The organism is Pedobacter sp. W3I1 (assembly GCF_030816015.1).
Classification (GTDB): Bacteria; Bacteroidota; Bacteroidia; order Sphingobacteriales; family Sphingobacteriaceae; genus Pedobacter.
In genome coordinates, this window is the sequence record NZ_JAUSXN010000001.1 from 2,009,972 (window position 1) to 2,030,923 (window position 20,952).

Genomic DNA, 20,952 nt, shown 5'->3' on the forward strand with positions numbered 1-20,952 from the left:
CTCCTCGCAATGACGATTTTAGTTAGGAAAATCAGACGAGGTTCTTTAAACCGTCAAATATACTTTCGAAAAAGGTAGAAATATTTAAGCCATTGCTATGATTAAAGTATACAAATACCAAAAATACTATTACCACAAATATGATCAGTTTGCGAAAAGCAAAGGCAATAATAATCAGTACAATAGGAATAATGAAAAGCCATAAACTATTTATGGCATATGGGCTTAAATCAGTATCTTTTTTGTACACATACACCAGTTTACTGTGCGTGCCAGAGTCGTTTTGATGTTTAATATAAACGAAGGTAGATTTATCGATTGGTAAAGGTAGCACGGCTATGCCATCATTAAATTTTAGTACCTGTGTAAAACCACTTACGCTAAAGGTATAGGTTCCGTTAATATTTTCGTTGGGGTTATTTAGCGAATCGGCCGCTATAATGGCCAGTTTATTGTTTTTAAGCAAATTCTCTTTTACCAGAAAATTATTGATTGCTGCGGTTTGTGCAGCGCTGAAAAGCCCGATTAAACACAGTGAAAGCATGAGTAAGATTCGTTTCATTCGATAGAACGTTTATTGTAAATTAAATAACCGATATGCAATAATACACCATTTCTTTTAACCGCGTCGTTATATAAATTATAACTTAAACTTACGGGACCGAGCGGTGAGTGATAAACCAAACCTGCAGTGCCCGCATAACGTATTTTTGTAATAGCCTTGGCATAATCTACATCCTGAAAATTATTCAGCTCGAACTCTTTATGTGGCAAAAATAAATAACCTTCTAATCTAAAATCAAGATTTTTTTTAACATTATAAATGTTTTTGATGCCACCAGCTGCATAGGTTGTTGCTCTAAACTTATCCAGAAACAGCGAGCGGCTATCTTGCAGGGGGTAAAAGGCCGGAGCAGTTAAAAGTGTTGCGTAATAGTTGCTAAATAACGGCTGGTTTGAAATAACGCCTTCAACAATATAACCCAATGTATATTTTTTTAGGTGTAAAAAATAGTTTTCCTGAGTAAGCTTAATGCTGCCCCATTGGTGAAGTTGGCTACTGCCCGGAATTTTCACAAAACCTGCGGTGTTGCGGAAAATATTACCTGGATTATAATTTTCGCGACCGGTAGTATAATTAAAACTTAACGAAAAGCTTTGACCTCTATTCGCATATTGTTTTCGGTTTAACGAATTTTTTTCAAGGTTTAACGAGCCTCTGAAACCATTAAATATGGTTTGATCTAATAAATCGCCTACGGCAAAAGTATTATTAGGGCTGTAACGGTCATTGTTATTGATAAATGTAGCGTGGAGGACAATTTTGGTATTGTAATTTAAGGGCATGCCCATCATGAGATCAATTTTCCGGTCTGATTGTTCGATGTAAATAGGGCGTGGGTTTTCGATAAATATCTGGCTGGTATTATAAAAATTCCAGTGATTATAGGTTAACTCGGCGGCGACAAATAAGGGGAGCCTGGTTGGGTAATCTACCCGGCCATTCACCTGTACCGATTCATAAAAACGGCCAGAGTAAAAACTGGTTCCAAAAGTATACGATTTTCGGTTGAGGTAATTGTACTGGGCGCCCAAAAAAACATTGCTGATGGGCCTTGTGGAGATATTGCCGCCTAATTCGAGTTTAAAGCTCTTTTTCGGCTGTGCCACCACCTCAAAAGTATAACTATCAGTTGCAGCTTGATAAGAAATTTTAGGATACACGGTTTCGAAAGTCTGATCGGCAACCAGTTTGTAATAACCGCGCCTGATATCCTGCAGGTCGAAAGTGCTTTTGTCGCTTTTAAAAAGCCTTTCTACATATTTCTTCTGCTGGCTGTTTACACCTGTTACGATGATGTTGCTAAATTTTAGATCTGGTTTTCTTGCATTAAATTTTTCCCTTCTTTCTGCCAGTTCTTCATCGCTCACTCTTTTGCTAATCAGGGCCTTAATTCTTGGCATATCGGCCATCGTAGCATCGTAGCCTTTTTTGATCAGTTCTGCTACCGGAGCAAAATTAGTTACACTATACGTGGCTACATTGGGTTGGATGTATACGCCATTTTTTCCAATCATGGTAGAGTCTGATTTGGATAGAAACATGTATACCAAAAAGCGGTTCATTAAACGATCGTCGATGTTTTTAGGGTATTCGTTATAAGTTTTAGAAGAAACATTGGCGCCGATTACAAAATCGGGTTTAAAGTCTCTTTCCATTACATCGGCAGGGAAATTATTATACAGTCCACCGTCAAAAACATATTTTCCGTCTAATTTAATGGGCCGGTAAATAATCGGAACCGTCATGGTTGCCCTTACCGCTTCGGCTAAACTTCCCTTGCTTACTGTAATACTTTTTTGCGAAAGCACATCTGCAACCATACAGCGATAGGGAACAAAAAGATTGTCGAAATTGTCTTTAGAAACGGCAGAAGCCTGTGAAAAAAGCTCAAGAAAAGCAAAATTTAATGGAATATCATTAATCAGGTTAGATCGGAAACTAAAATGAAACCCCGTATCAATAGCCACTTTTGCCGTAAGCATGGAAGCATTGGGTGCATTTTTCTGAAAATAATAGGTGTAATCGCTGGTATACCGCCCGTTTACCCAATTTTGGAAGTCGTTGCTTAGTGCAATTTTCTCTATCTGTGCGGGGCTATAACCTGCGGCATACATGGCGCCAACAATGCCGCCCATGGATGTGCCGGTAATGTAATCTATAGGGATATGGTTTTCTTCTAAAGCCTTTAAAGTACCAATGTGCGCCAATCCTTTTGCACCGCCGCCGCTAAACACAAGGCCTACCTTTTGCGCCTGCAATTGGTTACAGTACAGAACGAAGAGGATCAGCAAAAATCTTTTAAAAGTTACCACATCTAAAAATAGGTGTTTTCTTTTAAAATTAGTTCAATATGAAAATGTTGTAGGTTAAAAATGATGCAAAAGTTACCCAAAGGAAGTAGGGAATAAATATTAAACCCGCCCATTTGTTTATTTTATAGAACATGGATGCATTGATGACAATGATAATCAACAGTAAAATAATTTCGGCCAGGGCAAAACCTATCTCATGCAGATAAAAGAAAATGAATGACCAGCCTAAATTTAAAATTAACTGGATCAGGTAAATGGCAACTGTTCGCGGGAAATGAACAATTTTATCACGTTTTATCCAAACGAGATAAGCAGCAATGCCAATAAGTATGTAAAGTGTAGTCCAAACAGGTGCAAAAAGCCAGTTTGGTGGATTAAAGGATGGTTTGTTTAGTGTTGGATACCAGGTTTTAACAGATTGAGCGGTTGCCCATCCTCCTAAAGCACCAACCCCCAGTGTGATGGCTATATTAATAATAAAAGCTACAGGTTTAAATTTCATGCGCTAAATTTGAGTTTAAACAACGGCAAATCGTAAATGTTTTTATTATCTGCCAATACCTGGCACTACAGGCAAGCTCTCATTGCCATCATTTCCGATACTTTGAACGGCAAATAAATAATTGTCTTTACTGTAAGGCAATCTTAATTCAGTAGCTGAAGTAAAAAATTTCTTTTCCCAAACAGCGCTACTGGTTTCGCGCATTAAAACATAATAACCCTTTACTGTACCATTAAGGGGTGCCTTCCAGTATAAAAAAGTAGAGTTGCTCAGGTTTTTTACATCAACTTTTACTTCGGTTGGGCTTGAGGGAGCTTTAGCCAGATTGGCCAACACCGCAATATTTACGCCTGTATTTTTACGCAAATATTCGAAATCCATAAATTCCTGTAAGTCACCATACCTAATGCCTTTCTCCGTTCTAAGGTCCTGGTGCTGGTGATCGAAGTTTTCGTTCATTTCAGTGATGCGCACCGCGGTAAATCCATTTTCTACAAATGGAGTATGGTCTCCGCCGCGGAGAAACCTGTCGTTTCTATAAATTAATTTAACTTCTAACTGATCTACATAACGCTCGCCTATTTCTTTAACGTATCGAGCCAACTGACGGCTTTTACCATCGTTCTCTAAACCAAACTGACGGATGCTCTTTGCATTTTTATCCAGATCGAAGCCAGGTAAACCCTCACTAAATACGCGTAGCCTGGTATTGTCGATGATTTGTGTTTCGCTACTGTTGTTGCTTCCAATCATATCATTGTTTAACATGGCATCTACATTCCAGTTTTCTTTTTTTGCTTTTGCGGCCATAAAACCAGAGCCTAATAAAGATTGTTCTTCACCGCTCACAGCGACAAAAATTATTGTTGCAGGAAATTTATACTGACTCATAATCCTTGCAGCCTCAATTACACCAGCAACACCACTGCCATCATCATTGGCGCCGGGTGCATCACTGGTTCTGTTCATTACATCAGTAACACGGCTATCGAGGTGCCCGCTCACCACATAAACGCGTTTGTCGTTTGCGTCAGTACCTTTTAGTATAGCTACAGCATTGCCCAAAAGTGTAGGCTGGTCTATTCTTTTGCCATCAGGTTTAAATGTAGTGGTATCCAGGTATGCGGTAAGCCTGCCATCGCTTTGCTTGGCAAATTGATTAAACTTATTCACCACCCAATTTCTGGCGGCTCCAATTCCTTTTGTTTTACTTCTAATATCACTAAGTGTATTTCTTGTTCCAAAAGATACCATTTTACTGATATATGATTTTAGCGAATCCTGGTTTACGGCCTTAACCATTTTATCAATATCCTGATTTCGGTTAACAACAACCTGAGCCTGTAGAGATAAACTTATGGCAACAAAAAGTAGGGGTGTGTAGATTTTTTTCATCTGTCGGTTTTTCAGAAATGATGATTTTATTTAAAGCGAATATATTGAATGATTCCTTGAATATGGACAGCTAAAACCTAATCCCTTGTAACATTTTGGGCATAAAAAAGCCCTTTGAAGCTAATCAAAGGGCCCAAATTTAACTTTAATATTACCTTGCCACAGTTAATGCAAGTTCTTGTGTCCGGCTCCAGTTGCCAAAAGCTTTTTTAGCTGATGCTTTGGCTGTATTTAATTCAACAGCTCCGGCAATGGTTAAAAAAGTTTTCTCTGGAGAAATCTGGCTGTAAAAGTTTTTAACATCTGTCAAGGTTAATGCATTAATCGAATTTTCATTTACCGTTTGGTCGTAATCATAATCCTGCGATTTTAAACTGGCGATCAATTTAGCTTTTGCTGCGTCGAAAGTTTTTTGATCGATTGTTGCATTTTGTATTAAAGAAGCCATTGTAGTTAAATCTTTATCAAGGTCAGCGCTTGCAGTAGCCAGCTTTCCGCTATTATCCTTAAAACTGATGTTTGGGTTTTTACCTACGTTTTCGTTTAATACGGTGTTTAATAATTCAACTACTCCGTCTTTTTTACCTTCGAAAGCTTTAGCGTCTAATGTAAAGCTCGAATAAGCCTTTGGCGATCGGTCATTTTCTGAGATAATGATGTTCATTCCGTTTTTAAGTTTATAGCCAACCGGCTCCTTAAAAGTTTGTGCTTTAGCGGTATATACCGATAGGATACTTAGTGTTGAGAGGGCAATGATTTTAATCTTGTTCATTTTATTCTTCTGTTTTTATGATTGATGATTTTCTTTGTAATGTTCAATAATCTATTGCTGATTAGCTTTTTGGCCTAAATAAAGGCGTTAGAAAGGCAAAAATCATAGACGAACGGGCGTATATACGTAATGAAAATGGGATCGGTTTTATACAAATATATATTTTATTCATTTTGTTCATTATTTATTTGTGAAAATATTCTGCCGGTCATGCTTGGTTTTAATGAAATGATAATCTGATAGCAATGAATTGTTTAATAGTTGATGGTCATATAATTGCCGGGCGTATAAGTGAGCTACCTGCTGCAGGTTGATTCGGTTTTTACTATTGAAGGGAGCGCTTTGGTCATCCATAAAAATTTTGTCCCCGTACCTGATCTTAGAAAATGATCTTAAATAAAAGACTGCAAATATTATAACTAAAGTAATTGATGAAACGAATAAAACAAATGTTATAGAGTGGTTTCAATTGTAGCCATAATCGAAAAAGATTTAGAGGAACTAAACCAAAATACTTTAATGCAGGGGCTGAATGGCTGTTTTACTAATCAATCCCGAGAATTGAACTGATTGGTGTTTTAACTCATTTTTTACAGAATGAAACATTGCCTGCCAAAAATATCAGGTTAAAAATAAGGTAGCAGGTATAAGGTTATTGATTTAGGCTATCTGAAGTAAGTACTGGAGATATTGCTTACGAAAAGGAAATAAATGGAAAATTTATTGAAATTGTATCAGAAAAAATAGATGAATTAATAATTTTTAGTTGCGAGTACTATGAATAACTAACAATAAAATGCTTTAACCATTTATGCAATGATCTGTGAAAAGGCTAAAGATGAAGCGACAACCTGTACTTTTTTTTATAAACTTTTAATTATTAATCGATGAAAATTTTAGAAGGCATAAAGATGATTAGACGCTGATTTTAAACTGATATCTTCAATAAAATCTTTTATTTCCCTTATGGTTTCTTCTGGTTCACTAATGTGCGGAAAATGACCTGTGGCTTTCATTACAACCAAAAAATTATCTGGTGTATTTTTATGGATAAATTCGCCGGCCGATAAAGGAGACATGATATCGTCCGTACTTTGCAGGGTAAGACTCGGTACCCCGAGGTTTTTTAACTTGTCTCTATAATCGGCCTTAAAAGTAGCCATTGCGAAGGCCAGGGCCACACTTGGGTCGGTAGCTTCAAAACATTCCTGTAAAAAATCAGTCAAATGAGGTTTTAAAGGGCTATTCATTACTACTGGTGCCAATTGCTTGCTCCAGGCTATATAATCATCGGCTATGTGCTCAAATATGGTTTCAATATCTGCGGCATTAAATCCACCGATATAATCACGGTCATTTAAATATCTTGGCGAAGGGCCAATAAAAACTAATTTTTTAAATACTTCTGGCATCTGTAATGCGGCAATCATGCCAATCATACTGCTTACCGAGTGCCCAACAAATATGATGTTGTTTAAATCAAGCGCTTCTATAATGTCGATTACATCGCAGGCATATCCTTCTAGTGTAGCATATTTTCGTTGGTCGTACTGGCTTAGGTCAGAATCTCCCGATCCAACATAATCAAATAGTATTACTTTATAGTCTTTCAGAAAAGCATCTGTAATAAATTTCCAAGAAGTCTGCGCACAGCCGAAACCATGGGCAAATACAATTACCTGGCTGCCTTCGCCAAGGATTTTAACATTATTTCTGATGAGTATAGGATGCAAAATGTTTGATTTTAATTTCTATATTAAGTTAGGTAATGTTATCTGTTTTTTTTTTAAAAATAAATAATGAACGAAATACATTACTGATTAGCGAATATTTTATGTTTTGCACTTAATTGTTATCTTGCATTCTATCTTTACTAAAACGATTAAGTTGTATGAGAAACAGTATTTCTTTATTATTGATAATATGCTGTTCAGCATTTTATGCCCAAAGCCAGGTAAACCTTAAAGCATTTAAAACCAATGGCGCTACTGTTTCTTCCAACCAAAAAGAGCTCTCGCTTACCTGGCCGGTTGGTAAAGGAGCCTTGGGTAAAATGATTTTAGACCTCGATCGTAACAAGCCATTGTTTAAAAGTTTGTTGTTAGGTAAGCAAGGCGCCTTAAAAGAAGTTGCTGCTCATCTCGATCCTGCATTTGTGCTGAGAATAGGTAAACGTACCTTAAGTCCAAACAGTGGGGGCTGGGATGTTTTTTTCGACCGGGTTCCAACCAGGCCATATACCACAAATGTGGTGAAGTTTGAAAAAGGAACGGCCAGTGTTTCTACAAAGGGCTCGCAAACTGTGGTACGAATAAATGGAGTTGAATGCGAAACATTTAGTGGTGCTTTAGAAATTACTTTGTACAACGGAAGCCCTTTATTTAATGTGGCTGCAGTGGTATCTACCAAAAAAGATTCTACGGCTATTTTGTACGATGCCGGACTGACGAGTAAAAAAGATGTCTGGGCAAACGTAGCCTGGTCTGATGTAAAGGGAAATCTTCAACGCGAAAAGGGCGCTGAAGCAGATGCAAGTAAAAATTTGGAAGTAAAATACCGAACCGTTATTGGTGAAAATATAAGCGGAAGTTTGGCTGTTTTTCCTGCCCCGCATCAATATTTCTATCCCTTAGATGAAGCATTTAACCTTAAATTTACCTGGAAAGGGAGCAACTACTTAAATCTGATTCCTGATTTTGGTATCGGCATCCGTCAGGACCCTTTGGGCGATAAACGTTATGTGCCATGGTTTAATGCACCACCCAATACCCAACAGCGCCTTAATTTTTTCTGTTTATTGAGTGCCGGGAAAGCAAATACAGCTTTAGCCGAAGTTAAAAAGTTTACGCATAATGATAGTTATGTGCCGTTGGCGGGTTATAAAACAATGGCTAGTCATTTCCACAATGAGTTTATTTCGGACGTAGTGCTGAGCGGAAAAGCCGTTCCGGAAAAACCCGAATTTGTTGAGGTATTGAAAAAGGCAGGTTTGAATATTGTTAAACTTGCCGAATTTCATGGGCCCGGTCATCCAAAAGGACCAGATTCGATTCGTTTAAAAGAATTAGATGCTTTGTTTAAACAAACCAAAAGGCTGTCTGACCCTAATTTTTTATTGTTACCAGGAGAAGAAGCCAATAATTTTTATGGTGGACACTGGCTGGCATTTTTTCCGAAACCCATTTATTGGATTATGTCGAGAAAAAGTGATCTCCCTTTCGAAACTACCGATCCAAAGTATGGGAAAGTTTACCGCGTTAATGATAAAGCTGAAATGCTAAAATTACTGAAACAAGAGCATGGCTTAGCCTGGACTGCACATGCCCGAACAAAAGCCTCAACAGGTTATCCGGATAAATATAAAGAAGAAGACTTTTTTAAATCAGAAACCTTTATGGGCGCCGCATGGAAGGCTATTCCCGGAGATCTTTCTTTACCAACCTTAAGTAAAAGAGTATTGAACCTGATGGACGATATGGCCAATTGGGGGCTGAAAAAACATATTATTTCAGAGGCTGATATCTTTACCATTACTAAGCAAAATGAAATGTATGCACACTTAAACGTGAATTATTTACAATTGGATAAGGTGCCAAATTATGCCGATGGCTGGCAACCTGTTTTAGATGTAATGCGCAAAGGAAAGTTTTTTGTCTCTACTGGTGAAGTACTGATCCCTAGCTTTAATATTAATGGAAAAGGTGCAGGGGAAACATTAAAGATTGATAATAGTGGAAAAGTAAAGGTAAATATGCAGCTCAACTGGACCTTCCCTTTAAGCTTTGTCGAAATTGTATCGGGAGATGGGGAAAAGGTTTACCGCAACCACATTAATTTAAATGCTACTCAGGCTTTTGGAAAAAGGGATTTTAGCTGGCCGGTAAATTTAAAAGGGCGTAAGTGGGTAAGGGTAGAGGCCTGGGATATTGCCACCAATGGTGCTTTTACTCAAATGGTTTGGTTAGAATAATGATTATACTGGAAATCGTCATTTCGAGCGGAGTGCAACGCAGTCGAGAAATCTGTCTTTGTAGATCTCTCTCCCAAAAATTCGGGACTGCGTTTCGGTCGAGATGAAGATATGATCAGATTCTTTACTGCATTCAGAATGACAACCTACATCGTCCTCGTTTTTAACGAGGATGAATGAGAAAGGCGATTGCATCGCCATGGAGTTTTGCTCGCATTGTAAATGCGGATCTCGCTAATCTTCGTTACAAACGAGGACTATACACGTTACGTCGCATCAATCTTAAACCTTCTAATGGCGAGATAAAAAAAGGTAATTGAATATAAACCAGCCAACAATCCTGCACATACAGCAGATGGAGTAATTCCGAAATCGTGATTTTTAGGAAAAGAGAAGTGCAGTGCGAGCATCAATGCAAATACCACTACAATGCTGTATAAGCCATTTAAACCTGCTTTTTTTAATATAAAAGGATAACCTGAAATTTTTTCGTCTACCTTATAGTTAATGGCACCAGCGTGTTGCATTAGCTTTATTTTTTTTAAAATATCAAGGGTAATCATAAAGGGCAGGAGCAACGACATCGGCAATAAAAACCTGGCCAGATTTTGCTCGCCACTAAATAAGTGCACCGAATTTTGCGCTTTAAAAGCAAAATATGGCACTACAGTATTCAATACCATGTTTGGGATAAGGTGTATCAGCAGGTTTTTGCGCACAAACTTTCGCCAGTTCGACACTTTTGTCTGCTCATCATATATCACTTCATCAGACATTGACCAATTCGTTTAAATTTTCCTTAATCAGTTCCATTACCCTGTCTTTGATCTGCCAGGCTTCAAATTCACGAAGGAATGATTCGTTCGACATAAAAGAGAAATCCAGCTGTCCGTTAAAAGTGCTGCATACTAAAGTGTTAGCATTTTTCCATGGGAAAGCAACCGTGGGGCTATAAATGGTTTCAATAGAAAAATTCTGATAATCCTTCGGGATGTTCAAAAGCCCCATATTGCTGAGCGTCACATCGTGCGTGCCCTTTGTTGTTTTTAAAAAACCAATCATTTTATTTACGGATGAATGGAAATACTCGCTTATGTTTAACAGATCGTAGACTTTCATTTCTGCTACTTTTGCTTCCAGATCGGTTTTTAGTATCCTCGTTTTTGTCCAGAAATCATTTTCACCTTGTGTTAGTTTTAACTCTGCAATGGGCGCGAAGGCAAACATGGTATCTTGTTTTATGGCTTCAACAAAACGCCTGATATCAACCGGACAGATCACTTTACCATGAGCTTTGGTGCCTTGTACCTGTTTAAAAGCTTCCATAAAGGCTACGCAGATTGCAGCATGAACAGTAGTATTTTCTTCTTTACACTTGACCAATAGGTTTTTGGTATCATCGGCGCTGATTTTCCAATGAACAGCATAATTGCTCTGGTCTACATTATTGTTGGAAGTAGCTTTAAAAAAGAAAAATAAACGACCAAGCGCTGCAAAAACTTTCCCTTTAAAATGGGCTGCCTTGGTGATCTTAAAATTTTCTGGTAAGAGATCATGAACGGAAAGAAATGAAGGATATGGAGCCAGATCTTGTTCAGGATCATCAATCAAAGTCATCAGCTCCCGCATTAAATTTAATATGGTAGTTCCATCACAAATACAGTGTGGAAGAACAAGTAAAAGCTCGGATTCTGTTTCGCCTTTTAACCAGACTAACCTGGCTAAGGGTTCGTTAGGTGCATCAAAAAGTTTATACCACTCTATTTTTGATTGTTTTAACCAGTCCTCATCTGTTAAACGATCAGCAGTTCTAACGGGTATTTTTCTGATGTTTTCGTTCAGTACGAAATATGGTGTTTTGCCTGTAGCATCGATATTCATTTGCAGCAGTGGGTGTTTCTGCTGGATTTTAAACAGTGCCTTGTGCAAATTTTCTTCACTGATTTTACCTGAAATTTTAGCGCCGAAAACACAATTTAATGGTGTTTTGGTATCTACATGCATTATTCTTTCTCCTAAAATTAATCTTCTTTTCATGCGGTAGCAGTTAAAATCTCAATTGGTTTTTCCATTTGTTCTTTGAGGATGGCTATTACACTTTCTTTGATGGCCTCTGCTTCTACAAATGGAATATAACCTTCGCTGGCTACAAAAGTGAAATCCATTTGGTTGCGGTAGGTGGAGGCAATCATGGTGGTGGTATTGCCCAATGGCCCCATTACTGAAGGGCTGAAGATGCTTTCTACTTCAAAGTTTTGGTACTGGTGTGCAATGTCAATTTTACCCAGGTTGGAAAACATACAATCGTTGCTCGATTTTCCATATTTTAAGAAGTTAGTGAAGTTTTTTAATGCCGGGTGACAAGCTTCCATCATCATCATTAAGCTGTAAGGATTTAGTTTGGCAGATTTATCATTTACATCTTTTTGTAAGGCCTTTACATTATCAAGAAAGTCTTTTTCTGGCAATAGGGAGAGTACAATCATTAATCCAAAGGCGAAAATATGATCCTTTTTAATAATCGGGTTAAAGTTCCGGATATCGACTGGGAGTGATATTTTGTTAAATGCTTTTTCTTTTCTTACTGCTTTAAATGCGGTTAAAACTGCAGCACTTAGGAGCGTATTTACCGTAAACTGATTGGTTTTGCAAAAATGGATGATCTGTTTAGTGAAATCCTGATCGAATTTCCATCTGAGCATAAAATCTTTTTTTCGCTCTACAGCTACTTTTTTGATTGGGATAATCCAAAGTGCTAAAGTGGCAATTTTGCCGATCAGTCCGTTTTTAGTTCTATTGCGATAACTTTTTAATACCTTTTTAGGGATTACATCCTCTACCCCCATAATTGGGATTTCTTTCCCAATATTGGTATCCGGGTCATCCAAAAGCTGAAGCAATTCTGTTAAAATAGAAAGTGCTGAAGTGCCATCGCAAAGGCAATGGTGATATACCATCAAAAATTCGGATACCGCTTTACCTCTAACCCATGTAATGCGGCAAAGTGGTGCAATTGAAGCATCAAAAAGAGTTTTCCATTCATAGGTAGATTCCTCTTCCCAATGCTCATCGTTTAACCTATCTACAATGCGAACGGGAATTCTAAAATTTTCGGTAAGATTGGTAACAAACCAGGGCCTTTTATCTTCATCAAAACGTATTGCGGCGGTTAACCAGGGGTGTTTTTTTTGGATTTTAAATAAGGCAACCCTTAAAGCATCTTCCTTAATTTCTCCCCTGATTTTGAATGGTATTACAATGTTAAAGGGGCTTTTCCCATCTCCGTATAACATTCTTTCGCCGAATAGCAGTTTTCTTTTCATTTAGTTATTATATTTTATAAGATTCGTCATCCTGAATTTATTTCAGGATCTCTCCTGCTATTAAGACCCTGAAATAAATTCAGGGTGACGATCGCACGGGAGGTGTCATCTCGACTGAAGCGTAGTCCCGAACGTTCGGGAGAGAGATCTATCATGTTAGATTTCTCGACTGCGTTGCACTCCGCTCGAAATGACGACCGATTTTTGTAATTGTGTCTAGAGTTGTCAACTTTTAGGCAAGCGGGCTATCAAAGTTGACAACTCGATTCTCGATGGATCGTCACTCCCAACTTGGTCATCTCGACTGAAGCGCAGCGGAATGGAGAGATCTATCATGTTAGATTTCTCGACTGCGCTGCGCTCCGCTCGAAATGACGATCGCGTGAGGGCAACTCACCATTAAGCCGTTTCCACAGTTTGTGCTGTTTTTGCAAAATCTTCCAGTAATTGCACAGCTTTGTCATTCCCACCAGCTTCGATAAATGTTTCTTTTATTTTTTGTGCCGCCTGGCGGTATTTCGGGTTTTCTAGAAGCTCGAAAACGGTATCTCTTAAATCGCTGATGCGTAATCGTTTGTAACGGATGCTTACCCCGCAACCTGCCTGCTCAATTAATTTTGCGGTGTGAAAATGATCGTAGGCGATTGGCGTGATTAACATCGGTAAACCATTGGTGAAAGTATCGTTAACCGTATTGAAACCACCGTGGCAAATTACCGCATCCATGTGTGGCATCAGTTCTGATTGTGGAACAAAACCGTTCACAATAAAGTTATCAGGCCATTGTTCAAAAATATCAGGATTAGTGGCTGCAACAATGGTTACAGGCTGGTTTTCGAAAGCAGTAATCAGTTTTTGGAAAAATTCTTTACGAATATCAACCAGTAAAGTACCCAGCGAAACAAATATTTTTGGCGTAGTGGCCTGGCTTAAGCGTTCCCAATCAAAAGGGGCCAAATTTGGTCTGCCTTTTACCGGACCAACAAAATGCATGTGCGGTGGTTTTTCCTCAAAGCCAGCAAAAGCCTGTGAGGTAAAAACCATGTTTAGTTGGTGCGAATGGATATGGATATCATCACTATAAATACCCACTTCTCTTTGTAAACCTTTAATCAGGTTTTGTTGCCATTCGAATATTTTAGGGGCACTGTTCGCCGTATCACCCATCACATCAGGCGGTACAGGAGTGGTGGTAACCGATGGAATGCCTTTAAGGTGAGCACTTAATGCACCAGCAAAGGTAATACAGTCGTTAATGATGACATCAGGTTTCCAGACATCAACAAAATTGTTCAGCCCTTTCATCATCATTTTGGCAAAAGGCACATAGGTTTCTTCGAGTGCCAGTTTCATCACTTCAGGACCAGAGCAGGCAGGGCCATCATCCTGACGTTTTAAAATGCGTTGTATTTCATCTGTATACTCAGCCAAATCTTCTTCTGGATAAATAAATTCGCCACCTTCTGGTAGGTGTACCTGTGCAAGGGGAGTGATACCCAGCCACTTTACTTCATGGCCACGGGCCAATAAACTTGCGCCAATACTTAATGTTGGACTAATATGACCGAAAAAAGGCGGGACAACGAAAAGGAATTTTGACATAATGTATAATTTAACTGATGAATACGTTTGAGGTTTTGTTGCTTAATGCTTCCAATAAATCGGCAGCGCTTTCTGTTCCGCCAGCCTCAATAAAAGATTGTTTAATTTGTTCTGCAGCTATTTTATAACTGTCGTTTTGCAGCACTTTGTTTACAGCTTCTTTAAGATGATTGGCTTTAAAACGGTTAAAATTTAAACGTTCTCCGGCACCTACCCTAAAAACACGTCCGGCAACATGACTTTGATCGTAAGCAATTGGAATAACCACCATAGGCAGACCATTCATTAAGGTTTCGCAAACGGTATTGTGTCCGCCATGGCAAACCACAGCATCAAGGTGAGGTAAAAGTTCCAATTGTGGGACCTGGCGCCGCACCGTAAAATTAGCCGGCCATTGCTCAAATAAAGCAGGGTCTGAAACCACCACTACATGTAAGTCTTCATTAGCGAAAGCCTCGATTACCTTGGCAAAAAAGGCTTTTTTATGCTCATGATCGAAGGTGGTACCAATGCTGACCAATATTTTTGGTTTGCTGGTATGAAATGCTTCCCAAGGAAAAGGAATTGCAGTTTTGCGGCGGTTTAAAAACTGGACCTACAAACTTAAAATGTTCTGGTAAATCCATTTCGCCAAAAAAATCTCTCGAAGTAAACACCAAAGTGGCAAGATCAGAACAGGCAATAGAATCTGTTGTATCGACGCCGAATTCTTTTTGAAGGGCTACAATCTGATTTACTTCCCATTCGTGCACTTTTGGCAACTCATCCATTACCTTTATGGCTGCTGGAGCGGTAACCGAGGTTACATAAGGATAGTTTTTATTGGTGGCAGCAATGGCTCCGGCAAACATCTGATGATCGGTAATCACTATATCGGGCTTAAACTGATCGAGTAAATCGGCAATGCCTTCATAACTGTGTCTGTTTAGCGGAATTAATACTTCTTCGTATAAAAATTTAATGCTATCGATGCCGTAAACGATCTTTTTGGTGATGATATCGAGGTATTTTTCGGAATCTTTTTTCTGCTGGTCGTTTTGGTCGTAACTGATCAACAGCAACTCGCCTCCGGCAGGAAGTTTATCGCCTAATGATTCATCTAGAGTAATCCATCCTACGCGGTGACCTCTTTCCAGCAAGGCAGTACCCATACTCAGCGTAGGGTTAATATGGCCAGTTAGGGGAGGAACAACAAATACAAATTTTGCCATGTGTTTTTAATTTTATATTTCCTGGAAGAAGTTTAACAATGCTTCGGCAATTACCAATGGTTGTTGGATCGGGATATTATGATCTCCTGGCACAGCAATTAACGATGCATTTTCAATCAGCTCATCTAACTGTTTACCCGCGTCAAGGCAATTGGAATCGGTGCCATACAGCAATAGGGTAGCCTTTTCGATGGTTTCGATTGCCGGACTGCCAAAAAAGTCTTTTTCCAGTTCCATATCGGTTTTAATCGAAGTTTGATAAAAAAGGTACTCATACATGCGGTGGTTTCGCTCCATTTGCCGTTTACCCATTTTAACTTTTGTAGTATCGGTAAAGTTTTCGACATAATGCTCTAAAAATTCACGGCTGTACTCATCAATAATACCCCTTGTTTTATCATCATTCGGATCTGGTGCTTCAATAATGGCCAGTTTGTTAATGCGTTCTGGAAAGCGGATGGCCATTTTTAAAGCGATCAATCCGCCGAAACTATAACCGCCCAAATGCACTTTCTGAAGGTTTAAAACTTCCATTAATGCAAAAAGATCATTGGTCATGCTCTCCAAATCATATCCCTCCATAGCCTTTTCGCTCATGCCATGACTTTTTAAGTCGTACAGTACCACATGATACTTTGTGGCCAATAGCGGTGCAATATTAAAATAATAGACAGACAGGTTGCTAAACATCCCATGAACAAGAATGATGGTTTCAGCAGCCTCTTTGTTGAGCTCCTGAATATGAACCGATTTGCCGTTTACCGTTATGATTGGCATTCTTCGATATAAGAGATGATCATACCCAGGTTTAAGTTGATCAGCTGATCTAAATCCATTGAAGATAACCAGCCGGTAAAATCAATCTGTTCGCCGAAGTGTGCTTTGATTTTTTCGGAGAATGATACAATTTCGATGCTATCCATTTCAAGATCCTTGGTGAAAGAGCTTTCAGGAGTGATATCCATTTCTTCAACAAATTCTTCACCTATTACTTCGGTGATGAATTGTTTCATGAGGTTGAAGATTTCTTCGCTGCTTAATTTTGTAGTTATAGTGTCCATCCGATGATATAGTTTTTATGTTTGATTGTTTTGATTGTGATGTTGTTGATCCGTAATTCTTCGCCGTTAATTTCTTCAACGGTATAAGCTTTTGGATTGCCCTGTAAACCTTTGCCAAGGTATTTCCCATAAGCTTCTTTGGCTACCCAGAACCTGGTTGCCCATTCTATTTTGTCGCGGCTTTCGAGCAAGGCCATTTCGTGATCGTTAAACACAAGATCGAAGAAACCGGCGCTCCGTTCTTCGATATGTTCGATATCGATACCAACTGCTTCGTTAAAACGTGCTATACCAACGGCATCAGTTCCCTTATGGGCAATGGAGATATTGATATTATCTGTTAAACCACCTTTAACATAAGGTTTGCGGAATTCGTCCGAATAAATTTCGAAGGTGATGGGGTAACAGGCCTGGTTTTTCTGTGTATTCAATAAATTCCGGACAGCATCTTTCGCTGCCACGCGGCTGATCATCCAGGTTCTTCTTTTGTTGGGTAAGAGATTCTGGTGGTGTTTTTTCTCGGTCTGGTTGAAATATCTTTTCAGGATAAAATCCCAGGATACTACACGCGAATAAGCATTGCCAAAAAGAAAAACACCAGGTGCCACCTCTTCTGATAAACGGTTGTGGAGGGGCGACATCGACACGTTCCAAAGTGGCTCGTCTATTTCTAATCTGCGGTTTTGCCAGCCTGTAATAATGAGCCAGGTGATGCCATCTCTTTTCATGACGATATCAGCAGTAGCAAACTCATCGTTTATTTCTGTAAGTACGCAGGTACATTCGAATTGTCCTTTCTGATCGGCCATATCACCGAAAAATTCTATTTCCTGAATTTTAACCGGGAAAGCAATCCGATCTTTTTCTAAAGTGAGCTGAAGCCATAAACCAAACAGTTGACCGGCATTATCAAGCAATGAACCTTTTCCTCCTGAGGCTTCAATGATACCTGTAATTCCTTTTTCGCCAACCGCGACGAGTTTTTTGATGCCCTGATAATCTGGTCCGTGGAACATGTGGGCATCGTAAATCTGTGCAGCTGTACGATTGATATCCAATAATTTCCCAATGTCGAAACGTCTGGCTGGAGCAGGGTTTAACTGTGTGGTCAACTGCACTTCTGCATTGGCAAAACGTTCAAGATTCAGATAAACCCTTTGCTCATCTTTCCATTCGCCGGTTACCGTTTCCTGGAAAGGTTTAACCACGTTCATCCATTGGAAAACCCGCATATTCATGATTTTGTGCACCTTTTCTTCAGGCGATTGCGCATTGGCTATTTCAGCAAAGACTTCAAAAATCATGGTCATTGGGATCACAGGATCCATATCTTCAACCGTTGGCCAGCCTTTCGGTTGCCTCAATAGCGAATGGTCGATGAGGTAAGGACAGTTATCCAAACTTACATCCAGTGTTTTGCTAAAGGATTGCCTAACTGGTTTTTGTGGTTTAGCTGGTGCCCAATTGCTTGGCTGATCAACCTGTAATGCAGCATTTTCGAATAGTTCGATCATTTCACTCTGCATATTGATCATTTCCATTACATTCTCGTTGAAAGCCTGTAAAACCGGATGTTTGGCCTCAACAAATGTTTTTGATTGTGATGGCTGCGGCTGCTTAATGGTTAAACCTTTAAGCGTTTGCAGGTTATGGATAATAGGAGAACCCAGTTCGAGTTTAATACCTTTGTTTTTTTGTGGAGGAGTAGATTTGATATTGCCTAAATAAGACAAACCAATTTCTTTTCCTTCAATAAAAAGTGCCGCCAGTACCCTTTGTAATTGCGTAATACCCGAACGGATCGGCACATTGGCGCTAATGGTGCTGATTTCTTTTCCTTTTAGGGTATCATCAATAAAACCGACCAAACCACCTGAACCCACCTGTATAAAAACACGTGCACCTTCTGCATATAACTTTTCAGTAAGTTCGCGGAAACGTACCGGTTTAATTAAGTGTTCGGCACTTAGCTGGCGGATGGCTTCAAAACCTTCAGGATAAAGATCCAATGTGGTAGCCGACCAAAGCGGTGTAGTGGTTTTCCGGAACTGCATATCCTGCATCCCTTCGAGGATCAAACCCAGTTTATCGGCCACAAATGGCGAGTGAAAACCAGATTGGAAAGGTAAAATCTGATGAAAAATCTGTTTAACCTTTAATATCGGAACCAGTTCATCCAAGGCAACTTTGCTGCCACAAAGAATGACTTGTTGAGGGCAGTTATCATTCGAAAGGTATAAATCGGGAATGTTTTCCAAAATTGGTTGAAGGATCTCTAAACCACAACCCACGGCGATAAACCTCGAATCTTTGAGTTCAAAGGTTTCGGGGTTAAGTACATTGAGTAAGTTTATTACCGAACTTTCTTCTGCCAGTTCTGAAGATCTTGCGGCCAGCCATTCGCCAAGGCTGTGCCCTGCGTTCATATCAGATTTAATGCCCAATTGCTTTAAAGCCTGACCTAAAACACTGCTTTTGTTCAATATGTTGAGTGCCTCACTTAAAAGGCCATCCTCTTTTTCGTTTTCGTCAATATTAATGTTGAAATAATCGGCTACGGTTTTAAATTCTCCACCTGCAAGCCCATCTAAACCAGGGAACACAAAGGCAATTTTACCATCGTTCGCCAATAGTGGTGCATTGGTGTACCAGATGTCCTGTTTATTTCTCCAGGGAGAATTTTTAGCTACAATTTTTAAGGCTTTTTTGATCCGCTCAGTGCTAGGGTTAAATAACACCAAACGGAAATTACCATTCCCGATGTTATAATCGCCGTTTTCGAGCGATTCGATTAAAGCCTCATGCTTTGGTCTTGCGATAACCAAAACCTCATCTTTTTTAGGGGTATCGTAAGCAGCTAACACCACATGGGCGTTAATGCCACCAAAACCAAATGCATTTACGGCAGCCAGTTTCGGTAAACCCGATTGGTTCCAGTCTATCGCTTTTTGCACCGCAGAAAAACGGGTTTCGGCCAATTGGGTTACAGGTTCATCGCAATGTAAAGTAGGAGGGATGATGCCATGGTATAAAGCCAGGCTCGATTTGATCAAGCCAGCAATACCTGCTGCAGGCATGGCATGGCCGATATTTGATTTAACAGAGCCAATACCAGCTTTTGGCAGATCTGCATCCTGACCAAAAAACTGTTTTAACGTTTCCACTTCGGTTTTATCACCAAGTGGGGTACCTGTTCCGTGGGCTTCTAAATAGCCAATATTTTTACTTTCTAATTCTGCGTTTTTCCAGGCTTCGGTAATGGCTTTAAGCTGGCCCTTAACCGATGGACTCATTACGCTTGTTCCGCTGCCATCGCTGCTGATGCCTACACCCTTAATTACTGAATAAATTTTATCCTGATCCCTTATGGCATCTTCGAGGCGTTTAAGCACCACAAAACCACAACCTTCGCCAATAATCAATCCATCGGCATTTTGATCGAAAGGTTTTATTTTTTCTTGTTTGGATAAAGCGCCCAGCTGAGAAAAAATGCTCCAAAAAGCAGCATTCTGACCTAAATGTACACCTCCTGCAATAATCATATCACAACGGCCACTATTTAATTCCTGCACACCATGATCTACTGCGATGAGTGAACTGGCACATGCAGCATCTAAAGTAAAAGCCAAACCACCTAAATTAAGGCGATTCGCCACTAACGAGGCCACTAAATTGGGGATTAAACCCATTGCGGTATCGGCACTGAAGCGGCCTTTTCGCAATTGAAATTCGTGCTTAACCTTATCTATTTCCGCTTCAGTAAGTTGTGGCATCAAATCTTTCAATACACTCGAAATCTGTTCTCCAGTTCTTACAATTTCGATGGCACGGGTCGCCCCCGGACCTACATAATTACCTTTACCGATAATAATTCCTGTTTTATCGAGGGGATATTTTTTTTCAAATACGGAAGCATCTTCCAGTGCCTGATGAACCAGATCTAAGGTTAACAGATGATCGGGTTCTGTACCTTCAACAGCTAAGGGTAAAATGCCAAAGCGCTGCGGATCAAAATGATGGTCGGGGATAAAGCCCCCGCGGTTGCAGTAAAAACGATCTACTCCAGTCAAATTTTTATCGAAATGTACAGGATCTATACGATCAGCGGGAACCTCTTGTGTAGAATCTACCCGGTTGATAATATTTTCCCAAAAGGTCTGCATATCTTTCGCACCCGGAAAAATGCATGACATTCCAATAATTGCTACGTCGCTTTTCTTCATCTGCTGTTTGGTTACG

General features: G+C 39.5%; 16 protein-coding genes. 1 reads left to right on the forward strand and 15 read right to left on the reverse strand.

The window, feature by feature from the left end:
* Positions 1-31 precede the first annotated feature (31 nt).
* From QF042_RS08635 to QF042_RS08660, 6 genes are all read right to left on the reverse strand, one after another.
* Positions 32-562, reverse strand: a complete 531-nt coding sequence (locus tag QF042_RS08635) for a hypothetical protein (RefSeq protein ID WP_307527274.1) — start codon at positions 560-562, stop codon at positions 32-34.
* Complete coding sequence (locus QF042_RS08640; protein WP_307527276.1) at positions 559-2,856, reverse strand: patatin-like phospholipase family protein; 2,298 nt, start codon at positions 2,854-2,856, stop codon at positions 559-561. The genes QF042_RS08635 and QF042_RS08640 overlap by 4 nt, the downstream gene beginning before the upstream one ends.
* 49 nt (positions 2,857-2,905) lie before the next feature.
* Positions 2,906-3,379, reverse strand: coding sequence for a TspO/MBR family protein (locus tag QF042_RS08645; RefSeq protein ID WP_307527278.1), 474 nt, complete (start codon positions 3,377-3,379; stop codon positions 2,906-2,908).
* 45 nt (positions 3,380-3,424) lie between these two features.
* Positions 3,425-4,774, reverse strand: coding sequence for a M28 family metallopeptidase (locus QF042_RS08650; protein ID WP_307527280.1), 1,350 nt, complete (start codon positions 4,772-4,774; stop codon positions 3,425-3,427).
* 151 nt (positions 4,775-4,925) lie between these two features.
* The gene (locus QF042_RS08655; RefSeq protein WP_307527282.1) at positions 4,926-5,546 is read right to left on the reverse strand and encodes a hypothetical protein; all 621 of its coding nucleotides are present in this window, start codon (positions 5,544-5,546) and stop codon (positions 4,926-4,928) included.
* Positions 5,547-6,442: 896 nt separating this feature from the next.
* On the reverse strand, positions 6,443-7,279 hold the full coding sequence (locus QF042_RS08660) for an alpha/beta fold hydrolase (RefSeq protein ID WP_307527284.1): 837 nt from the start codon (positions 7,277-7,279) through the stop codon (positions 6,443-6,445).
* A gap of 158 nt (positions 7,280-7,437) precedes the next feature.
* On the opposite strand from QF042_RS08660, the gene QF042_RS08665 reads away from it, so the two are divergent.
* Positions 7,438-9,516 carry a hypothetical protein gene (locus QF042_RS08665; protein WP_307527286.1) on the forward strand — a complete coding sequence of 693 codons (2,079 nt, stop codon included), beginning with the start codon at positions 7,438-7,440 and terminating at the stop codon, positions 9,514-9,516.
* Between the two features lie 266 nt (positions 9,517-9,782).
* Here the strand turns inward: QF042_RS08665 and QF042_RS08670 are convergent, their stop codons facing one another.
* The 9 genes from QF042_RS08670 to QF042_RS08710 all read right to left on the reverse strand — a co-directional run bounded on the left by QF042_RS08670 (position 9,783) and on the right by QF042_RS08710 (position 20,936).
* Complete coding sequence (locus QF042_RS08670) at positions 9,783-10,292, reverse strand: hypothetical protein (RefSeq protein ID WP_307527288.1); 510 nt, start codon at positions 10,290-10,292, stop codon at positions 9,783-9,785.
* A complete protein-coding gene (locus QF042_RS08675; RefSeq protein ID WP_307527291.1) occupies positions 10,285-11,553 on the reverse strand; it encodes a condensation domain-containing protein in 1,269 nt (422 codons plus the stop codon). The genes QF042_RS08670 and QF042_RS08675 overlap by 8 nt, the downstream gene beginning before the upstream one ends.
* The gene (locus tag QF042_RS08680) at positions 11,550-12,839 is read right to left on the reverse strand and encodes a condensation domain-containing protein (RefSeq protein ID WP_307527293.1); all 1,290 of its coding nucleotides are present in this window, start codon (positions 12,837-12,839) and stop codon (positions 11,550-11,552) included. The genes QF042_RS08675 and QF042_RS08680 overlap by 4 nt, the downstream gene beginning before the upstream one ends.
* A gap of 399 nt (positions 12,840-13,238) precedes the next feature.
* Positions 13,239-14,441 (reverse strand): glycosyltransferase, encoded by a 1,203-nt coding sequence (locus tag QF042_RS08685; RefSeq protein ID WP_307527295.1) that lies wholly within the window; start codon positions 14,439-14,441, stop codon positions 13,239-13,241.
* Positions 14,442-14,451: 10 nt separating this feature from the next.
* On the reverse strand, positions 14,452-14,961 hold the full coding sequence (locus tag QF042_RS08690; RefSeq protein WP_307527297.1) for a glycosyltransferase: 510 nt from the start codon (positions 14,959-14,961) through the stop codon (positions 14,452-14,454).
* On the reverse strand, positions 14,930-15,652 hold the full coding sequence (locus QF042_RS08695; RefSeq protein ID WP_307527299.1) for a hypothetical protein: 723 nt from the start codon (positions 15,650-15,652) through the stop codon (positions 14,930-14,932). The genes QF042_RS08690 and QF042_RS08695 overlap by 32 nt, the downstream gene beginning before the upstream one ends.
* Positions 15,653-15,664: 12 nt before the next feature.
* Positions 15,665-16,429: an alpha/beta fold hydrolase gene (locus tag QF042_RS08700; protein WP_307527301.1), complete on the reverse strand. Its 765-nt coding sequence runs from the start codon at positions 16,427-16,429 to the stop codon at positions 15,665-15,667.
* Positions 16,417-16,665, reverse strand: a complete 249-nt coding sequence (locus tag QF042_RS08705; protein WP_225876570.1) for a phosphopantetheine-binding protein — start codon at positions 16,663-16,665, stop codon at positions 16,417-16,419. The genes QF042_RS08700 and QF042_RS08705 overlap by 13 nt, the downstream gene beginning before the upstream one ends.
* 35 nt (positions 16,666-16,700) lie before the next feature.
* Positions 16,701-20,936, reverse strand: coding sequence for a beta-ketoacyl synthase N-terminal-like domain-containing protein (locus tag QF042_RS08710; protein WP_307527304.1), 4,236 nt, complete (start codon positions 20,934-20,936; stop codon positions 16,701-16,703).
* Positions 20,937-20,952 lie beyond the last annotated feature (16 nt).